Below are 18,645 nucleotides of genomic sequence, written 5' to 3' on the forward strand. Positions count from 1 at the left end.
TGTTGACGGTTCACTGTTGACGGTTCACTGTTGACGGTTCACTGTTGACGGTTCACTGTTGACGGTTCACTGTTGACGGTTCACTGTTGACTGTTGACTGTTGACGGTTCACTGTTCACTGTTCACTGTTCACTATCTGAGCTGATGCCCATTTCCTAATTCTTTTCGGCCCCATGCCCAATGCCCAACTCCCAATGCCCCATGCCCCATGCCCCATGCCCCATGCCCAATTCCCAATGCCCAACTCCCAACTCCCAATGCCCCATGCCCCATGCCCCATGCGCCATGCCCCATGCCCTATTCCCTATATCTCTATTCCTTCCAGAGTCATAATGACTGCATTCTTCATCAACATATCGCACCTTTCTGCATAAAAAGATGCTGCCTTATCATACTTGTTGACTTGCAAAACGCGCAGAAACATTTGCCTTGCTTGCGCGAATTGCTGCTGGTAGTGAAAAAAAATTCCCTGTTCAAAATAAGTTTGAGTTTGTGCTTTTAGTTCGATCATTGTCGCCGAGTCGCCATCGTAAATTTCAAATACAGCAACAGGTGTTTGTTTTCCTTTTACTTGAACGCGATCGAGAAACCTGCACTTGTAATGTTGAGGATCGTCTATCCGGCAAAGGGTTTGGACGCTAGCTACAATACTAACTCCATAAAGCTTTGTCAATCCTTCCACGCGGGAAGCTAAATTAACGGCATCAGAAATTACCGTACTTTCCATTCGTTCCGCTTCGCCAATCGTACCTAACATTAAAGTCCCCGTATGCAAGCCAATCCCTATCGAAATAGGTTGATAGCCACTGTTTTGCCTGTGTCTGTTATAAATTTTTACTTGCTGCTGCATCTCAATTGCTGCTTGCACAGCATCTTCAGCCCTGTTAGGAAACAAAGCCATAATCCCGTCACCAATGTATTTATCTATAAAACCGTTGTACTGGCGGATAACTGGGCCAACTCGGCTTAAGTAAGAGTTAAGAAATTCAAAGTTTTCTCGGGGAGACATACTTTCTGACAGACTTGTAAATGAGCGAATGTCGGCAAACATAATCGTCATTTCTGCTTGTACAGAGTCTCCTAGTCTCGCATCAACGATGCTTTCTCTTTTGAGAAACTTCAAAAATTCACGGGGTACAAAACGGGCTGAGGCGGCGGCAATTTTTTCTAGTTCGCTTTTGCTGGATTCGATTTGATTCAGGGATCTAAATGCTCTCAGGGCGGTGACTACTGTGGTAAATAATTTTTTGTTAGTAAGTTCTGTTTTGGTTTTGTAATCATTGATATCGTAGCTGACAATTACTACATCTTCTGGTACTTGTCCGGGCTGTCCAGTTCGTAAAATAATTCGCACAATTTGATTATTTAAAATATCGCGGATGTATTTAACTACTTCCAAGCCTGCTTCTTCTGTTTCCATAACTACATCAAGTAAAATCAATGCTATGTCGTAGTTATTTTGGATTATTTCTTTAGCTTCTTTTCCTGAGTAAGCGCTAATAAATGTTATAGTTTTACCTTCAAATTTAAAATCGCTTAATGCTAATTTAGTAATATTATGAATTTCGATTTCATCATCGACAATTAGTATTTTCCAACTTTCTTCTAGCGGTTTTTCTTCCGCCTCGTCTTCCTCGGCAAATATTAATTCATCGTCGCCCGCTGGGATTAATTCGTCATCGCCTGCAGCCAACAGGTTTTTACTAGCTTCTGACATATATCGTTCTCCTATATAAAACTTATATCCATGTTGGCGGTCTAATAACTAACTGCTCATTTTAGCGGGAAATTCAATCATAAATCTTGTCCCTTTATTTAGTTGACTTGTGCAGCTAATTGTGCCTTTTAGTTTTTGAGTAACAAGGTTATAAATAATGTGCAGTCCCAATCCCGTGCCTCCCTGACCTCTTTTGGTTGTAAAAAACGGTTCAAAAATTTTACTGAGATTTTCTGGGTCAATTCCTTTGCCGTTATCGGCATATTCAAATATTACCCGATCGCCCTCTAGTTTGAAATCAAAAGCCAGAACTCCTTCGTCTTCTCCATCGTAGGCGTGAAATAGGGAATTCAACACCAAATTTGTCACAATTTGACACACTACGCCGGGGTAACTGTCCACTACAATATTTTCATCACACTTAATCTGTATTTTGTGCTTAGTTCTTTTTAGTTTGGCTGTTAAGGATGTCAAAATTTCCTCTAGATAGTTTTTAACATTAAACGTGCGTTTTAACTCGCTAGACTGATCCACAGCTACTTCTTTAAAACTGTGAATCAAGTCGGCCGCCCGCGTGAGGTTAGATAAGATCATATTACTGCTTTGCATGGCGGTATCCAGGAACTTTTCTAACTCGGAACGTTTTATTTGGCCGTTACGGTAAACCTCAAAAAACTTTGTGGCTTTTTCAGCAAGCAGGGAGGCGGCGGTGATGCCGATGCCGATGGGAGTATTGATTTCGTGGGCCACACCTGCAACCAACCCTCCGAGGGCAGCCATTTTTTCCGATTCTACCAGTTTATTTTGAGCCGATTTTAAGTCTGCTAAAGTTTGGGAGAGCTCGGAGGTACGCTGCTGTACTAAATTTTCGAGATTCTGATTGAATTGGTGCAAGTTGGCGTAAAGTTGGGCATTTTCGATGGAGATAGAAATTTGAGAAGACAGCAGTTTTAATATTTCTAACCTGTCTTGGGTAAAAGCGCCTGTAGTCAGATTGTTTTCTAAATATAGAATGCCCGTGAGTTGGCCTTGATTAATTAACGGAGTGCAAAGAATTGATTTAGGTTGAACCGCCATTATATAGGGTGTGCGAGTAAATTGTCCTTCGCGGCTGGCATCGTTTAAAACTATACTTTCCTGGGTGCGGGCGACGTAATTCACAACTGCAACTGCCAGCAAAGTTACTTCTCGATCGTCGGCTACAAAATCTATCGGAATTGATTGCATGACAGCAACGCGATCGACATCTACAGATCCTGATGCTTCAATCACCCATTGACCCTCTTTTTCTAGTATTAAAAACCCTCGTTGCCCCCCGGCATTTTCAATAACAATTTTCATCATTTTTGCCAGCAGTTTGTCTAGAACTATTTCGCCCGCTAAGGTTTGCGATGCTTTAACTGCGGTAGTCAAGTCTAGCACGCCTGCAGCGTCGTTCGTAGTGGAAGAAGCGCTGCTGGTAGATTTGTGAGTTTCAATATTAGTTGAAATCGAGGCGGAAGTTAGCAAGTGCGAGTATTTCGATTCTAAATGCGCTGCTTTGGCTGTTGCTCCCCAGCGCTGATAGCAATAACGCGCTTCTGTCAAGTAAGTTTTAGAATTTTTTTCTCTTCCTATGGATAGATAAAATGCTCCTGCCAATTCTGCTGCTAGTGCTTGTACTTGTATGTATCCATTTTCTTCGGCTCCGTCAATTGCGCGATCGTAATATTCCATTGCTCTCTCAACATTGCCCAAAACACGCGCTTTTTCTGCCGTAAGTAAGTCGCATTTGTGCTGAAGATTCATGGGCGCCGAAAGCGCTTTTTGTTGCAGTTTTTTTCGGTTACTGACAGCGTAAAAAATATGCTCTTCTTGTTCCTCCTCTGTTGCAGATGGATAGGCGGCTAGGCGGGCTAGAGAATCGTAAAACTGGTATTCAGAAACATTAATAAAGCCTGCTACTCCGTCTAAATATACTTCGGCTTGCGCTGCATTTTCTAGCGCTGTAGCGGTATCTCCAAATAAATAGGCTAGTATTAATTTTTGCAAATAAAAGTGCTGTAGTCCCACCCGATCGTTAGCTTTCAACAGCAGCGACAACAATTTTTCTTCGCTGTATGCTTCCCCTAATACAAGGTGTGGACTTTCCAATTTTCCCATCAATTGCAAAATATTTTGCCGATATATTTGATTCCAAGTCAATACAGTTTCTTGCTTGAGTTGAAACAGCAAATGGTTGTAACTTAGCATTCTCCGTTCCAGTTGTGGCAATTCTTGACCGATGAAATACAAAGACTGACAAATATTTACGGCTGAATATCCGACAGATTCTAAATCCCCATTTTCTAGCGCGCTTTGATAGGCCTCCTCTAATAGCGGCAAAGAGTCTTTAACGTGATGCTTGCCGTTCATCAAAATGAATGCTACTAAATTAAGCGTTTTGCTTTTGAATTCTAACGCATTTAATCTATCGCTCAAATTTAAAGCTAATTGACCAAAGCGATCGCCCGATTCAATATCTCTAACTATTCCTTTTAAAATTGCTCCGTAATTAGCATAACCGAAGGCAGAAAAAGTAGAGTTTCCGTAATTAATAGATAAATTAACTTGCTCGCACACAATCAGCGGCAGCAGCACAGGTTCAACTATAAATGTAGCTGAAAACATACTGGAAAGCACGCGCATAGTTGCTAATTTGTGCGGATTTGTCATAATGGGCAAGTTAATTAAATCTTCTATTTTTTTGTCGGTTAAATAAGCGGCAGTTTTAGCAAGTGCTTGCTGAATGTGGAGGGGAATCGGCGATTCTGGAAAGTTAATTCCTAACATTTTTAGTGCTTCCCGACCAATTTTTACCGATTCTTGGAGTTGTGTTTGCATCGCACAAGCTATGATTCTGATTTCAAACACTTTAATTTTGTCTAGTTCATTTTTTGCGTGTTGCAGGACAATTCTCGCCCATTTTTCCATTGGTTCAAAGTCGGTATTGAGGTAAGCAGCTTCTGCTGCTGACTCGTAGAGTGCAAGAGTCAAGTCGTAGTCAGTTTGCCAACTTTCGGGGGGAAGCAGTTCAATACCTGCAGTTAAATATTTGAGGGCAAGTTCGTAAGCTGCACTTGCTTTTGCTTTGCGACCTGCAATTAAATTTAATTGGGATAATTGAAATTTTTCTAATTGGCTGCGGATGATTTCTCTCGCTAAATTTAGTTGGTTTACGGTATCAAAAATATGCTCTTCTAATTGCTCTGGCGGTGAATTTTGCAGTAAAAAGTTGCCTATTTTGAGATGAATTTCTTGTTTGTGATAATCGGATATTAAAGCATAAGCTGCTTGCTGCACTCGCTCATGCAAAAATTTGTAAGTGGCGCTCGAAACATCAGCCACTGGTAGGGAAAATTTATCGGTAAAGTCTCTAGATATTGTGTCTGTTACTTCTGTGCTTGCTGCTAGTGCGATCGGAATTTTGTAGGCGTTATTTACGAGCAAAATCAGACCGGACTGAAGTGCCTCTCCGAGGTCTGTTGCTGCGGAAGCGAGAGGTTTTCCGGCGATTGTCGAGATAGTTTCTAAATCAAATTTGTTCCCGATACAAGCGGCTAATTTAAGCAGTTCCTGGGTCTTTTTTGAAAGTTTCTGAATGTTATCTATCATTAATTCTACAACATTGTCAGTTATTCCCATTTCTTGTATTTGTTCAATATCCCACTGCCACTCGCCTGTAAGATGGCATTTTTTCACAATTTGCTCTGAGATTGGTTGCGCTAAGCCCGACAGGTTAGGTTCAGCTAGCTCGACCAAATTATTCGAGGGTGAAAGTTTAAAATTAATTAAACCTTTTGAGTAAATAAATTTTATTAATTGAGTTAAAAAGAAGGGATTTCCCGCAGTTTTTCGCCAAAGCAATTCTGCTAAACTTAGGGATTTTTCTGGGGCGCAGTTCAAAGTATCGGCAACAAATTGGTTGACGCTGCTTATATCTAAAGGCGAAAGGGCGATCGCCCTCACAGTGCCGCCTGCTTTTTTAATTGCTTCGGCGGTCAGCATTAGGGGATGATTTGCATCTACTTCCTGCTCTCTATAAGCTCCAATTATTAATAAATATTGAGTCCCCAGGTCAGTTGCTAGCAGTTCTATTAACTTGAGAGATGCTGAATCGACCCACTGCAAGTCGTCCAAGAAAATTACTAGGGGGTGTTCTTTTTGAGCAAAGACGCGGATGAAGTTTTGAAATACTAAATTAAAGCGATTTTGAGATTCATTTGCTCCTAAATCTGGGACGGGGGGCTGCGGCCCGACAATCAGTTCTACTTCGGGAATAGCTTCAATAATTACTTGGCAGTTGCCGCCGAGTGCTTTTAAAATTTTTTCTTTCCAAACATGGATTTCTGCGGCATTTTCTGTGAATATTTGTCGCAACAAATCCTGAAAAGCTTGGAGCAAAAAAGCGTAGGGAATATCGCGCTTAAATTGCTCAAATTTGCTGTCAATAAAATACCCGTTTTCCCGCCGACTCGGCTTGTAAACTTCATATACTAACGACGATTTGCCCACACCTGCGGCACCCGAAATCAGCACAATTTCTGTATTGCCTCGCCTCATCCGCTGGAAGATACTGAGAAGCATATTAACTTCTACTTCTCGCCCGTAAAATTTTTGGGAAATTTGCAGGTGACTTGACTGATCTTGCTCGCCGAGGGTTATGTGGGAAATTTCGCCTGTAGTTTGCAGTTGAACGAGACAATTTTCCAAGTCGTACAAAAGTCCGAAAGCACTTTGATACCTGTCTTCGGCTGTTTTTGCTAAGAGTTTTATGACGATATCGGAAACGACTTGAGGAATCTCCTTGCTTCCTAATTGATTGATTCTGCCTTCGATGCTTCTGCTTTGTACTTTTTGCTTTCTGTTTTCCCAAGGAGAAACTGGCGTTTTGGCAATATGGCAGTGTACTAATTCCATAGGATCGATCGCCAGAAAAGGCAATTCGCCACAAAGCATCTCATAAAAGGTGACGCCTAAAGAATAAAAATCGGTGCGGTAGTCGATCGCCCGATTCATGCGCCCCGTTTGTTCAGGAGACATATAGGCGAGAGTGCCTTCGAGTAAATGGGGATGGCTGGGGGCGGGGTTTTCGCCCGGTAGCAGGGAGGCGATCGCAAAATCAGCAATCTTGACATCTCCTGTCTCGATATTGACAATAATATTGCTGGGTTTAATATCCTTATGGATGATGTGGTGTTCGTGGAGTTGCCCAATTGTTTCTGCTAGTTTGATGCCAATATGCAGAAATTGTTGTAACTCTAGCTGGTTGTTGCTGAGAAAGTCTTTTAGGGAAATACCACCAAAATCTTCTAAGACTAAAACAGGGAAGTGATTGTATGTTTCTATTTTGTAAAGCTTGACTATTCCGGGTAAATTCAAATTTTTAAGAATTTCGGATTCGTGCAGCAGTTGGGATATTTGCGCTGGGTTAGGGTATGGCGGCGTGAGAGTTTTGAGGATAACGGGTTTTTGTTCCTCAAGCTGCATCCCTCGATAAATAACTGTGTGAGGGTTTGTATAAAGTTCTCCGTCAATGCGGTATCCCGGAATAGAAATCATGATAGTTGGGGGTAATTTCAAAGAGGCGGCTATACAATTTTAGATTTTAGATTTTAGATTTTAGATTGGGAATGATTGATGATATAAGGGTTTGGCTCGCGGGCTTAGAGTTGCATTCTTTTTGCACACAAGTATTATTAAGTAAGTGAAAATACACAGCATCGGTCGAGTGCGGTTTTTACGGCAGTAAACTGGCTACTATGATATAGCTTAGCTAAATCCATCCCTAAACAGTCCTCCTAGATACTTTTTTTGTCGCTTATTTAGTTATCTATATTATTTTAGTATTCAAAAAATCAGAAGTGGCACTTTGCTATCCCGCCAGTGGCAAAATAAACGGGTGCGTGCAAATCAACAGCTAAAATCTAAAAAAATCATGCAGAATATAACTGCCTCAAATCCAGCTAATGCGACCGATCGCGCTTTTGGCACCGCAGACATTCAATTGCTGGTAGTGGATATAGACGGCACGATCGCAGGTTTGTCAAATACCATCCGAGAACCAGTCAAGCAGGCAATTTTGGCTGCCGAGTCGCGGGGAGTGAAAGTGGCCGTCGCTACGGGCAGGATGTACCGATCAGCTTTGCGTTTTCACCGGGACATCGGCTCAACATTGCCACTGATTTGCTACCAGGGCGCGTGGATTCAAGATCACGCTACTCAAAAACGGCTGCGGCACTTGCCGCTGTCGAAACAAACTGCTCTGCAACTGTTAGATTATTTTGAAGAACCGCATTTGCGATCGCTGCTTTCGATCCATTTCTACATTGACGACCAACTTTACGTGCCGGAAATTACCGCAGCTACCCGAATTTATGCAGAACGATCGGGCATTAAACCAATGGTGATTAAAGATTTGCGGCGAGATCTTCCGGGGGAACCGACGAAAGTTTTGGCATTGTGCGAGAATCCGGGGGTACTCGACGGCTTGCTCAGCAGTATGCGGCAGCGCTACACGCCTGCAGAGCTTTATTTGACTCAATCGGTTGCTACTTTTTTTGAAGCTACGCATCCTTTGGCGAATAAGGGAGATGCGGTGCAGTATTTAGCGGAGGAACTTTTGGGTTTGCAGGCGGCGAATGTGATGGCGATCGGCGACAATTTTAATGATGTAGAAATGATTGCCTATGCGGGTGTAGGGGTGGCGATGGGCAATGCTCCTGATGGGGTGAAGGCTGCTGCTGATTGGGTGGCGCCGGATGTGGAGGAAGATGGGGTGGCGGCTGCGATCGAACAATTTGTTTTGGGCGATCGTTGATATTTGCAGCACAAATACCGCAGGGGCGGGTTTAGCGACATTTGGAAAAAATGTATATTAACCCGCCCCGACCCAGCGACAATTTATTCTTATACAACTCTCTAGTTTTGAGTTCTATGCAATCAAATTTTGATGCTCAAAAACCATCCACACTTTCGGATTTTTCGATATCAAATGGAGTCAATTACTTTTTTTGCAAAATCAGAATATTTATTTAACGAACCGCGAAGACGCTAAGAACGCGTTCGGCGAAGCCGTTCCCGTTCCCCGCAGGGGTTCCCGAAGGGTAGGGTAGGAAGAAATGAAGAAAGCGGGGCGGGCTTACAGATATGGGGGATGTGAATTATAGATAATTTAAAACTCTTAAAAACGGGTTTCAACAGAAAAAGCACCGACGACTGGCCGTGTTTCGTCTCGGTGCTTCTTCTGGTTCGCTCCTCACACGTCCATCAATATAGCTGACTCAGTAAATTGTGTCAATACTTTTTCCAAAAATTGTTTTTTGAGTCGGCTGCTGCGGGGGTGTCGGTGCGGAGAAGCGAGGCAAAACTTTTGCACTGCAAGGGTTTGACTCGATCGCTCAATGGTTGCCTCGCTCAGAAAAATTGTACTTCAATTCCAGCAGCCAGTCCAAAATCAGAGCGTTGACTTCACTGGGCCGCTCGTCGTGGGGACAGTGGCCTGTGTTGGGAATGGAAACAAATTTCACTGGTTTATCGTTGGCGGCCAATTGTTGATAAATCTGGCTGCCGGCGATGGGTGTCCAGGGGTCGTCTGCGCCCCAAAGTACCAATAACGGACGATCGACTTTGGGCAGCAATTCTGACGGTTGAGGGCCTGGAGGGGCTGTGAGAATCGAGGCAAACACTTGTTGAGCTCCGGGCTCGCAGGAGGGGGCGTGCAGGAGTTCTACGAGTTCGTCAGTGATGGCTTCGCGGTTCCCGTAGACTTGGCGCAGGGTGTTGCGGATGCGGTGTTTTTGGCGGATGTTGTTGAAGACAAAGGGGCCGATCAGGGGCGATCGAACTAATTTAGTAAAAGTCCCCATCACTACTCGCAGCGGGAAATTCAGTTCGTCGGGCCGATGGTTGAGCCCGCCGGCACAGTTGATTAAGACACCGCCGGCTGATATTTCTGGATGGTTGGCGACTACCATCAAACTCAGCAAAGCGCCGATCGAATTCCCAACAAATACCGCCGGTTCTAGTACCATATCCGCCCAGAAATCACTCAGCAATTCTTCCCACAATTCCAGAGTGTAATCTAGGGCTGGTTTGGCGGAAGCACCGAATCCCAGCAAATCCAGCGCAAATACGCGATAGCCGCCGGCCGCTAGTGGGGGGATATTTTGCCGCCAATGTCCGATCGAAGCCCCAAATCCGTGAATCAAGATCAGAGGGCGGCCGGTTCCTTGGACGGTATATTGGATTTTGTGACCTTTCCAAGTCCAAATTAGCTTTTCAAAACTCGTTGCAGATACTAATTGTTGTGCAGTCACGGCTATTATGTAAAGTTTCGTTAACGACTTTCATCATAGCAGTAGTCAGTAGTCAGTAGTCAGTAGTCAGTAGTCAGTAGTCAGTAGTCAGTAGTCAGTAGTCAGTAGTCAGTTGTCAGTTGTCAGTTGTCAGTTGTCAGTAGTCAGTTGTCAGTTGTCAGTTGTCAGTTGTCAGTAGTCAGTTGTCAGTTGTCAGTTGTCAGTTGTCAGTTGTCAGTTGTCAGTTGTCATGAATTATTGGTTATTGGTTATTGGTTATTGGTTATTGGTTATTGGTTATTTGTTATTGGTTATTTGTTGTAATGCCCAATGCCCCATGCCCCATGCCCCATGCCCCATGCCCCATGCCCCATGCCCCATGCCCCATGCCCGATGCCCCATGCCCAATGCCCCATACCCCATGCCCAATTCCCAATTTTTACTTTTTTCCTAGCAACCAATAAGTCATCATATCCCCCTTACCTTTTACCGGAATCACGCCTCGCATCTCAAACAAATACTTATCTTTCAAAAGCTCATAAGTAACATCAGTAACTTGAATGCTGCCTGCAAAACCCGTAGCTTCCATCCTCGCCGCTACATTCACCGTATCTCCCCATAAATCATAAGTAAACTTGCTCACACCAATCACTCCCGCAACAACTGGCCCGGAATTGATGCCGACGCGAATTGCCAGTTTTTCCCCTGTTTCGGCGCACAATTTTGCTATTTTTGCCTGCATTCCCAGGGCCATTTGGGCGATCGCCTCGGCGTGATCCTGTCTCGGCGTAGGCAACCCCCCGACTACCATGTAAGCATCGCCAATAGTCTTAATTTTCTCCACACCGTACTTTTCAGCTAACTGGTCGAAGTGCGAAAAAATTACGTTCAAGCGCTTTACCAACTCGGTGGGAGACATTCTAGCAGACAACTCAGTAAAGCCAACAATATCAGCAAATAAAACACTTACTTGGGCAAAACTGTCGGCGATCGTGCTTTGCTCTGCCTTCAAGCGTTCTGCGATTGGTTTGGGTAAAATATTTAACAGCAACTTCTCGCTTTGTTCTTGTTGAACTTTGAGCGCTTCTTGCGCTAATTTGCGCTCTGTAATGTCAGAAACAGTACCCTCATAGTAGAGCAGCTCACCTTTTGAATCTCGAACAGCCCGAACATTTTCTGACACCCAAATCCGACGCCCGTCTTTGCGACATACCATAGATTCAAACCCCGAAACGGCATTTTCAGTATCCATAGCAGCCACAAATTCGAGGCGGCGTTCCGGGTCAACGTACAGTTGCTGAGCAATATTTTTAATCTCCGACATCAGTTCTTCTGGCGAGTCGTAACCGTACAATTTTGCCAAAGCTGGATTAGCGCTGAGATAGCCTCCTGAAGGCGTGCTTTGAAAAATGCCTTCCATAGCATTTTGTACAATGCTGTGATATTTTTCTTGGGCAATACGCAGCAATTCTTCTGCTTGTTTGCGTTGAATTAAAGAACCTAATTGAGTGCCGACGGCATTAAAAACGTCTATAAATCGTGCGTCTTTCCCACCAGACGAAATTTTAAAGAAAACTAGCACTGCCAATACTTCATCGCCTACCAAAATCGGCACGCCAAAACCCGCTTTGAATCCGAGTTCTAGTGCTATCTGACTTCGTAAAAAATTCGGGTAGCCCTGGGAAATATCTTCTACCCATTCCGGTTGCTTGGATGCCCAAACTCGTCCCGGCAGCCCTATATTCATGCCAAATGTCAGTTGTTCGCTTTGCCTGCGGAACACCTCCATCCTCGCGTTGCTGGCATACCAGCCCCGGGCAGATTGCAGCACAGTTCCTTCTGCATCGGGAATCCAAGCTTCTCCTACATCCCATCCGATTGTTTCGCCCACTTGGTGCAGAATTACTTCTAAAGCTGAGTGAAAGTCTACAGCTTCGCCGATCGCCCGCGTAGTTTCCAGCAAAAACCGGATTGATTCTTGGGCCCGCTGGCGTTCTGCGATTTCTTCCTGCAATCTAGAATTGCGATCGTGCAGTTCCCTAGCTTGCAGTTCCAGTTTGGATTGCAGCGAACGAAGGGAAAGTTGGTTTTGAACCCGGGCTAAGACTTCTTCTACTTGAAATGGTTTAGTAATATAATCCACTCCTCCTACTTGAAAAGCTTTAACTTTTTCCAGCACATCATCTAGCGCACTAATAAAAATTACCGGAATATCTTTAGTTTTTTCGCTTAACTTTAACTGCTCACAAACTTCATAACCGTTCATTTGCGGCATATTAATATCTAGTAAAATTAGATGGGGAGGAGATATTTTTGCCGCTTGCAGAGCCAAGTTTCCGTTAATAGCCTTCCTGACATGATACCCGTGAGATGTCAGCATAGTCGATAGAAGTCGCAAGTTATCCGGCATATCGTCAACAATCAGAATGTCTTTAGGAGGCGCTGGTAATGGATGGTCGTTCATCATAATATAATTGAGTTAAGTCGATAATGATATCTATCCGAAAATTATCGACTAAATCTGTTAAAGCGTTAGCGAGATTTGCCTCAGTTTCGGGAATTTCCTGGATCAGTTCGAGGATGCGGTTGTCGTCCACACAAAGTGCTGATCGGTGCAACTCGACCACCCAGTCTGTGGGCATTACACTCAAATCCTCGGTGGTCAAACTTTTAAGCAGCGTGGGTGCTGCCAAAGAAGTAGATAAGTTTTCTTTCTCATAAATATAACGCAGGTTGAGGTGATGCGCTATCTTTTCAAAGAGTACCTCTTCCCGAAACGGTTTACATATCAAATCGTTACAACCCGCAGACCAAATTATTTGCCGCTGCTCGTCAAAAGCACTGGCGGTCAAGGCAATAATTATTGTTTCTTTACCTTCTAGAGTTTTCTTAATCTGTCTTGTCGCTTCATACCCATCCATCACGGGCATCACCATATCCATTAATATCAAGTGCGGCTTCCAAGTTGAATGCAAAGCAATTGCTTCTTGACCGTTAGTTGCTTCCCGGACTTCAAATCCCAGGGGTATCAGGAGCTTAAGCAGCAGTTGGCGATTTTCCGCTACATCTTCAACTATTAATATCCGATAAGTGTCTTGTCCGGCTTCTAAAGCAATAACTTGTTTAATCGGGGATTTTTCTTGTTCATCACTTTGTGTTACTAAGTCAACCCAGATATTAAAGCTGAAAAGAGTGCCTTGACCGAGTTGACTTTCAACCGCAATATCACCCCCCATAATTCGGACAAACTGTTGGCTGATCGGCAACCCCAGACCAGTTCCCTGCATGGAGTTTCGACCACTTTCTGTTTGTACAAATGGCTTAAATAATGTGGAAATTTCCAAGGGAGAAATGCCGGAACCAGTGTCGGCAATTTCAAAATACAATTGGGATTTGTTTTCTTCGGTGGCGTCTTTTTTAGCGTGGCTGCTGACGCGCAAAGTCACGGTTCCCTGCTGAGTAAATTTAATCGCATTGCCGACCAGATTAATTAAAACTTGTCGCAATTTAGCTTCGTCTGTTTGAATGTACTGCGGCAAATCATCTGCGTTTTCAAAAATTAGGTGCAAACCTTTTGAGTTGGCTTTTAGTTGCAGCATTTCTTTGAGACTGTTGAGAAGGTTGTAGAGATTGAAGCGGCTGGGATTGATAGTAATTTGACCTGCTTCTATTTTGGACATTGACAAAACATCATTGATGAGTTCTAGCAAATGTTCGCCACTGCGGTTAATAATTTCTATGTATTCTTTTTGTTCTTCCGTGATAGAACTGTTGCGGGCCATGACTTGGGAAAAACCGAGAATGGCGTTGAGAGGTGTGCGGAGTTCGTGGCTCATGGAAGCTAGAAATTGGCTTTTGGCGCGGTTGGCAACTTCGGCGTTTTCTTTGGATTTAATCAGTTCCATGGACTGCCTTTGAGTGCGGGCGAGCAATTCCGCTTGCTGTAATGCGACTCCTAGCTGAGTACCTACATCAACTGCAACGTTGATTTCTGCTTCACTCCACTGGCGGGGAGCAGAATTTTGATATGATGCTAGTAATCCCCAGAGCTTTTTGCCAGATAAAATTGGTACAATAATGTAGGATTTAGCTTGAAATCTTTCTAGCAATTGGATGTAACAATTGTCGAAACCTTGCTTGTAAATATCTGCGACACAAAGGTAAGTGGTACCTCGGCTGTAGGGGCCGCCTTGGGTTTCTTGCAAATAGGTATCGCGTACTTCTTGTGAGGGGCTATCTAATTCTTTGACGACGCAACGATCGCTGTCTAAAGCGCCTTCAGTAAGGTTAGAATCAAGTTCCTGTGCTTGGATGAAAGAAGCCCAGTTGTGGTCACGGGATTCTGCTACAAATTCGCCACTCCAGTCTGGATTGAAACGGTAAATAGCAACTCGATCGCACTTCATGGTTTGGCGCAATTCTCGGGTTGTGGCGTGAAAAATTTCTCGGATATCTAAAGTTTGCCGCATTCTTTCAATGATGCGGGCGATCGCTCTTTGTCGTAAAGCACTTTCTTGCAGTTCGGTTTCTGCCTGCTTGCGTTCGGTAATATCTACAGCCATTAAAGCAATGCCGATTGCTGTACCGTTATCGTCAATTAGTTGAGTATTGTACCACTCGCAGATGATAATTCTGCCGTCTTTAGTCAGATTTTCGGTAGTGCCGCTGGATTTGGCATTCAAGTCGTGATTGAAAATCTCAGATAATTGCGGGTGGTAGCTTTCCGGTACGATCAAATCGGAGGCGACTCGACCAATCGCTTCTTCCTCACTGTAGCCAAAAATAGCAACGGCTGCGGGATTCCAAGTGATAATTTCTAAATTGAGGTTTAACTCGATAACTGCGATCGGCGTTTGCTGCAATAAAAATGAGATTCTTTGCTGCGATGCTAGCAGTTTTTCTTCGGCTAATTTGCGGTCTGTGATGTCATTAGCAGTGCCGAGAATTTGTTTGGGTTTACCCTCGGCTGTTCTGAGAAATACTGTATCCCAACTGTGCATCCACCGCCATTCACCGTTTTTGTGTTTCATTCGGTATTGACATTCAATGACCTCACCGTCTTGGGCTTGATCCACTTTTTTGACGCTTTCCAAAAACTCTGGCAAATCATCGGGGTTGAGCAGCATTGGCATCATTGCTGTACCCATATCTTGTATTTCTTGGGCGGTATATCCGAGCATCGTAGAAATTTGTCGGTTGCTGTAGACATTCCGCTGTTCAATTACATCGTAAACATACAATAGGTTGGGATTGGAATCGGCGATCGCTTGAATGAAGTGCTGGCTCTCTCTGAGTGCGGATTCTGTTTGTTTGCGAACGCTAATATCTCTGGCTACGATAATCACTGAATCTGGAGTAAGCGGAGAAACTTTAGCGTCGAGGCAAACTTCGCGCTCTCCGACTTTAAAGCTATATTCAACATTGATGGTTTGCTTCGTTTTTAGAGCTTCGTGGATAGCCTTTAATACTAAATCTGCTATAGGTTTCGGCAAGACTTCGTGGGCGGTTTTGTTAATCATTTCGCTTGGAGGTTTCACCAAATTTGTTGATGCTGTCGGGGCGATTTTGATGCAGCGCCCTTCTGCATTTCTCACTAAAACTGTGTCAGTCATGGCGGCAAAAATCGCCCGCAATTCTGTTTCCGATTCTTGCAGAGCTTGCTCGGCGCGGACGCGGGTGCGAATTTCTGCTTGCAGCACTTTATTTTGCCGATCGAGCTGCTGAATTCGGTTTTTTTCTCGTTCGATCAGTTTAGTTTGAGCGATAGCGAGCCCTACTTGAGCCGCCACAGCTTCTAATAAGTCGATTTCCTCCGAAGTCCATTCCCGGTAACGATCGCACTGGTGCAAACAGATAGCACCGTTTGCCCTGCCTTGGTAAGAAGTGCGAATTGCCAGCATCGATTTTAACCCAACCTTCTGGCAAATCGGTTGAACAGCTTCCAACAGAGGGTCTGAATAAACATTGTTGGAGGCGATCGCCATATCTTGTATCATCATTTGTATGACGTGAGGATTGCCCCAAATTGGAACAGGTACGTTCCGAATAGATTCGCACTCCGGTTGTAGATACTCGGCCACCAGAGGAATATCGACTTGGGGAGTAGTAACGTAAGTATGAATCAAACAGCGATTGACGCAGAATGCCAGACCGATTTGAGTTGCAGCTATTTCAAATATTTGTTCGGGCTGCAAGCTGGAGCGAATTTCTTGAGTTATTTTTGCAATCAGCAATTCTCGCTGAACTTGCCGTTCTAAAGCCGCTTTAGCTCCAGCCATTTCTATTTCTGCCTGCTTGCGCTCGGTGATATCAAAAAGTACGCCATACCAAACAATATCGCCATTATCGCGCATTTCTGGCCGAGAATTAGATTGCAGCCATTTGAGTTTACCCGACGGTGTAACAATCCGCCATTCACAGGCAAAAGGTTCTAAACTTTGGGCGCTAGTAGCAATTTGTTTTACCAGATATTCGTGGTCATCTGGATGGTTTTGCTCGAAGCACAAGTCAGAATTTTTTAATATTTCCTCACTCTCTAATTCGTAAATCTCCCGACAAGCATAACTTATATATTCAAATTTAAAACTTCCATCAGGCTGCTTAATAAATTGATAAATAACTCCCGGTATATTGACCGCCAATTTCTGCAACCGCGCTTTGCTTTCCCGGAGTGATTGTTCTGTTCGCTTGCGAAATTCTACCTCTTGTTGCAGTTGGGCATTCTGCTGTTTTAATTGTTTTGATAGCTGTTGTATAGTCAATTGACTTTCGATCCGCACTAAAACTTCTTCCACTTGAAAAGGCTTAGTAATGTAGTCAACACCCCCAACTTCAAAAGCTTTGACTTTATGAAAAGTTTCATCAAAACTGCTCAAAAAAATAACCGGAATTTCCATCATTTTCTCGTTGGATTTCAGTCTAGCACAGACTTCATATCCGTTCATTTTGGGCATGGCAATATCGAGCAAAATCAAGTCAGGGAGAACGGTTAAATTAGCATTAACCGCCATTTCTCCCGAAATCGCCCGCTGAACTTTATACCCTTCTTTCGTCAATATGTTGGATATAAACCGCAGGTTTTGGGGCTGATCGTCAATAATTAAAATGTGAATATTTTCTTTGTCAACTATCATTTTTTGTCGGATCATTGTGAATGTTTTAGTGCTAGCAGCAGATCGATCATTTAATAAATTTAGCGATTCCTGGCGAGCATAATTATTTATTAAATGTTTTCAAAATCAGCAAAAAGAGGATTAATTTTAAATACAGCGTATTCCCGGTTTATGAAGTACATCCCAGAAACCGGGTTTCTTTACAGTTCTCGCATCATTACTGATTCTGTCCAACAAACCCGGTTTCTCGCCCTCTACATCTAAATGAAATATGCGGTATTAGCCCATCAACTAACGCACCTTCTATTTTTTCAACTTATTGGTTACTTGTCTTAAGTTGCCCACCCCAAATAACCGTATTTAACCACCTTTGAGTGCCCCAACAAATCCCCTTATTTGATGTCCCAATTAAGTTGGCAGAAAAACAATCTTCGCTTACGCACTCCCGACCAAAGCAACCGGGTTTTTTAACTTTGTTCAAGGGCTGTAACCAAGTATTTTTGTACAACCCGGTTGATGCGTCCAGGACTATTTTTTGCTTGACTTTTGCATTAAAAGTCCCAGGAGGATAACGCAAGTTTCTGGACATTTTGCTGCCACATTCAAAGGGTTTTAGCCGAGATACACACCTGGACGTACCGCGAGGCGAAGAAACTGTTTTTTTTACTCTTTTCGCTGCAACAAAGTATGGCTGTGAAAAACCTCGGTTTCGACGCACCCGCCCCTCAGTCTTAAGATATTTATAGGTGACTAAGAGTATAGATCGCTCGCCCCGCACCCAAAGCCTACCATATATAGCGGTTCTCAAGCGTGGTGAGGGGGGCCAGTCCTATGCCTATGCCCTATGCCCTATGCCCTATGCCCTATGCCCTATGCCCTACGCCCTATGCCCTATGCCCGCGTGAGCACCTCATGTTACTGATAAAGGCTATAAACTATTTTCTCGGTCTTTTCTATGCCAGCAATTCCTTAAGTTTAGCAATATTTTCATTGCTCAAGTAAATTTTAATTTCTAGTTCTTGCTCAGATTCCCACAGCAGCAGCAGATTATCTGCCCCCAAGGCGATTTCGGGATTGTTTAATTCAAGTGTTTGATATTTAACTTCGGGAATTCCTACGCGAATTACCAGTTCCGATTCCAACTGAGGATAGATGTACAATTGCTGTTGCAAGTTGTCAAGTTCTAATTTGTCAACAGTGTTGTTACGTTGGACAGGAGAATCGGGTATGTACCAATAGAGAGTTTCCTCCCGAATTTCAGGATTGACTATCACAAATGTTTCGTCAAAACGCTGGGGGTGCCAGTGAATTTCGCTCAGACCGCCGATTTGCGGAATCAGTCGCTCTACCCAGCTAATTTCTTTCCCGTTGAGGTTTCCCCACCACTGACTAATATTATCGAGATTGTCAGCATTTTCGGGGTGGCTGCTGCCGGACTGCCAGACTGTTTTTAGTTGTTGCATATACAAGTTCTCCAGGGAATTTAAATTTGAGATTGCAG

At 43.7% G+C, this 18,645-nt stretch carries 7 protein-coding genes; 1 reads left to right on the plus strand and 6 read right to left on the minus strand.

Annotated elements, in window-relative coordinates; translation table 11 throughout:
- Positions 1-304 precede the first annotated feature (304 nt).
- Together QUB12_RS19105 and QUB12_RS19110 are read right to left on the minus strand one after the other, a co-directional pair.
- Positions 305-1,717: an adenylate/guanylate cyclase domain-containing protein gene (locus QUB12_RS19105; RefSeq protein ID WP_333142080.1), complete on the minus strand. Its 1,413-nt coding sequence runs from the start codon at positions 1,715-1,717 to the stop codon at positions 305-307.
- Between the two features lie 48 nt (positions 1,718-1,765).
- Positions 1,766-7,297 carry an ATP-binding sensor histidine kinase gene (locus QUB12_RS19110; RefSeq protein ID WP_333308000.1) on the minus strand — a complete coding sequence of 1,844 codons (5,532 nt, stop codon included), beginning with the start codon at positions 7,295-7,297 and terminating at the stop codon, positions 1,766-1,768.
- Between the two features lie 376 nt (positions 7,298-7,673).
- Here QUB12_RS19110 and QUB12_RS19115 point away from each other — a divergent pair, with 376 nt between their 5' ends.
- Complete coding sequence (locus tag QUB12_RS19115) at positions 7,674-8,555, plus strand: Cof-type HAD-IIB family hydrolase (protein WP_333308003.1); 882 nt, start codon at positions 7,674-7,676, stop codon at positions 8,553-8,555.
- Positions 8,556-9,135: 580 nt separating this feature from the next.
- Here QUB12_RS19115 and QUB12_RS19120 read toward each other — a convergent pair.
- From QUB12_RS19120 to QUB12_RS19135, 4 genes are all read right to left on the minus strand, one after another.
- Entirely contained in the window at positions 9,136-10,053 is a 918-nt protein-coding gene (locus QUB12_RS19120; protein ID WP_333142083.1) for an alpha/beta fold hydrolase, read from the minus strand.
- Positions 10,054-10,471: 418 nt separating this feature from the next.
- Entirely contained in the window at positions 10,472-12,499 is a 2,028-nt protein-coding gene (locus QUB12_RS19125; protein WP_333142084.1) for an adenylate/guanylate cyclase domain-containing protein, read from the minus strand.
- Entirely contained in the window at positions 12,465-17,165 is a 4,701-nt protein-coding gene (locus QUB12_RS19130; protein ID WP_333300416.1) for a PAS domain S-box protein, read from the minus strand. Before QUB12_RS19130 ends, QUB12_RS19125 begins: the two co-directional genes overlap by 35 nt.
- Before the next feature lie 932 nt (positions 17,166-18,097).
- Entirely contained in the window at positions 18,098-18,607 is a 510-nt protein-coding gene (locus tag QUB12_RS19135) for a hypothetical protein (RefSeq protein WP_333142086.1), read from the minus strand.
- Positions 18,608-18,645 lie beyond the last annotated feature (38 nt).

This window comes from Microcoleus sp. B7-D4 (assembly GCF_036705125.1).
Lineage (GTDB): Bacteria > Cyanobacteriota > Cyanobacteriia > Cyanobacteriales > Microcoleaceae > Microcoleus.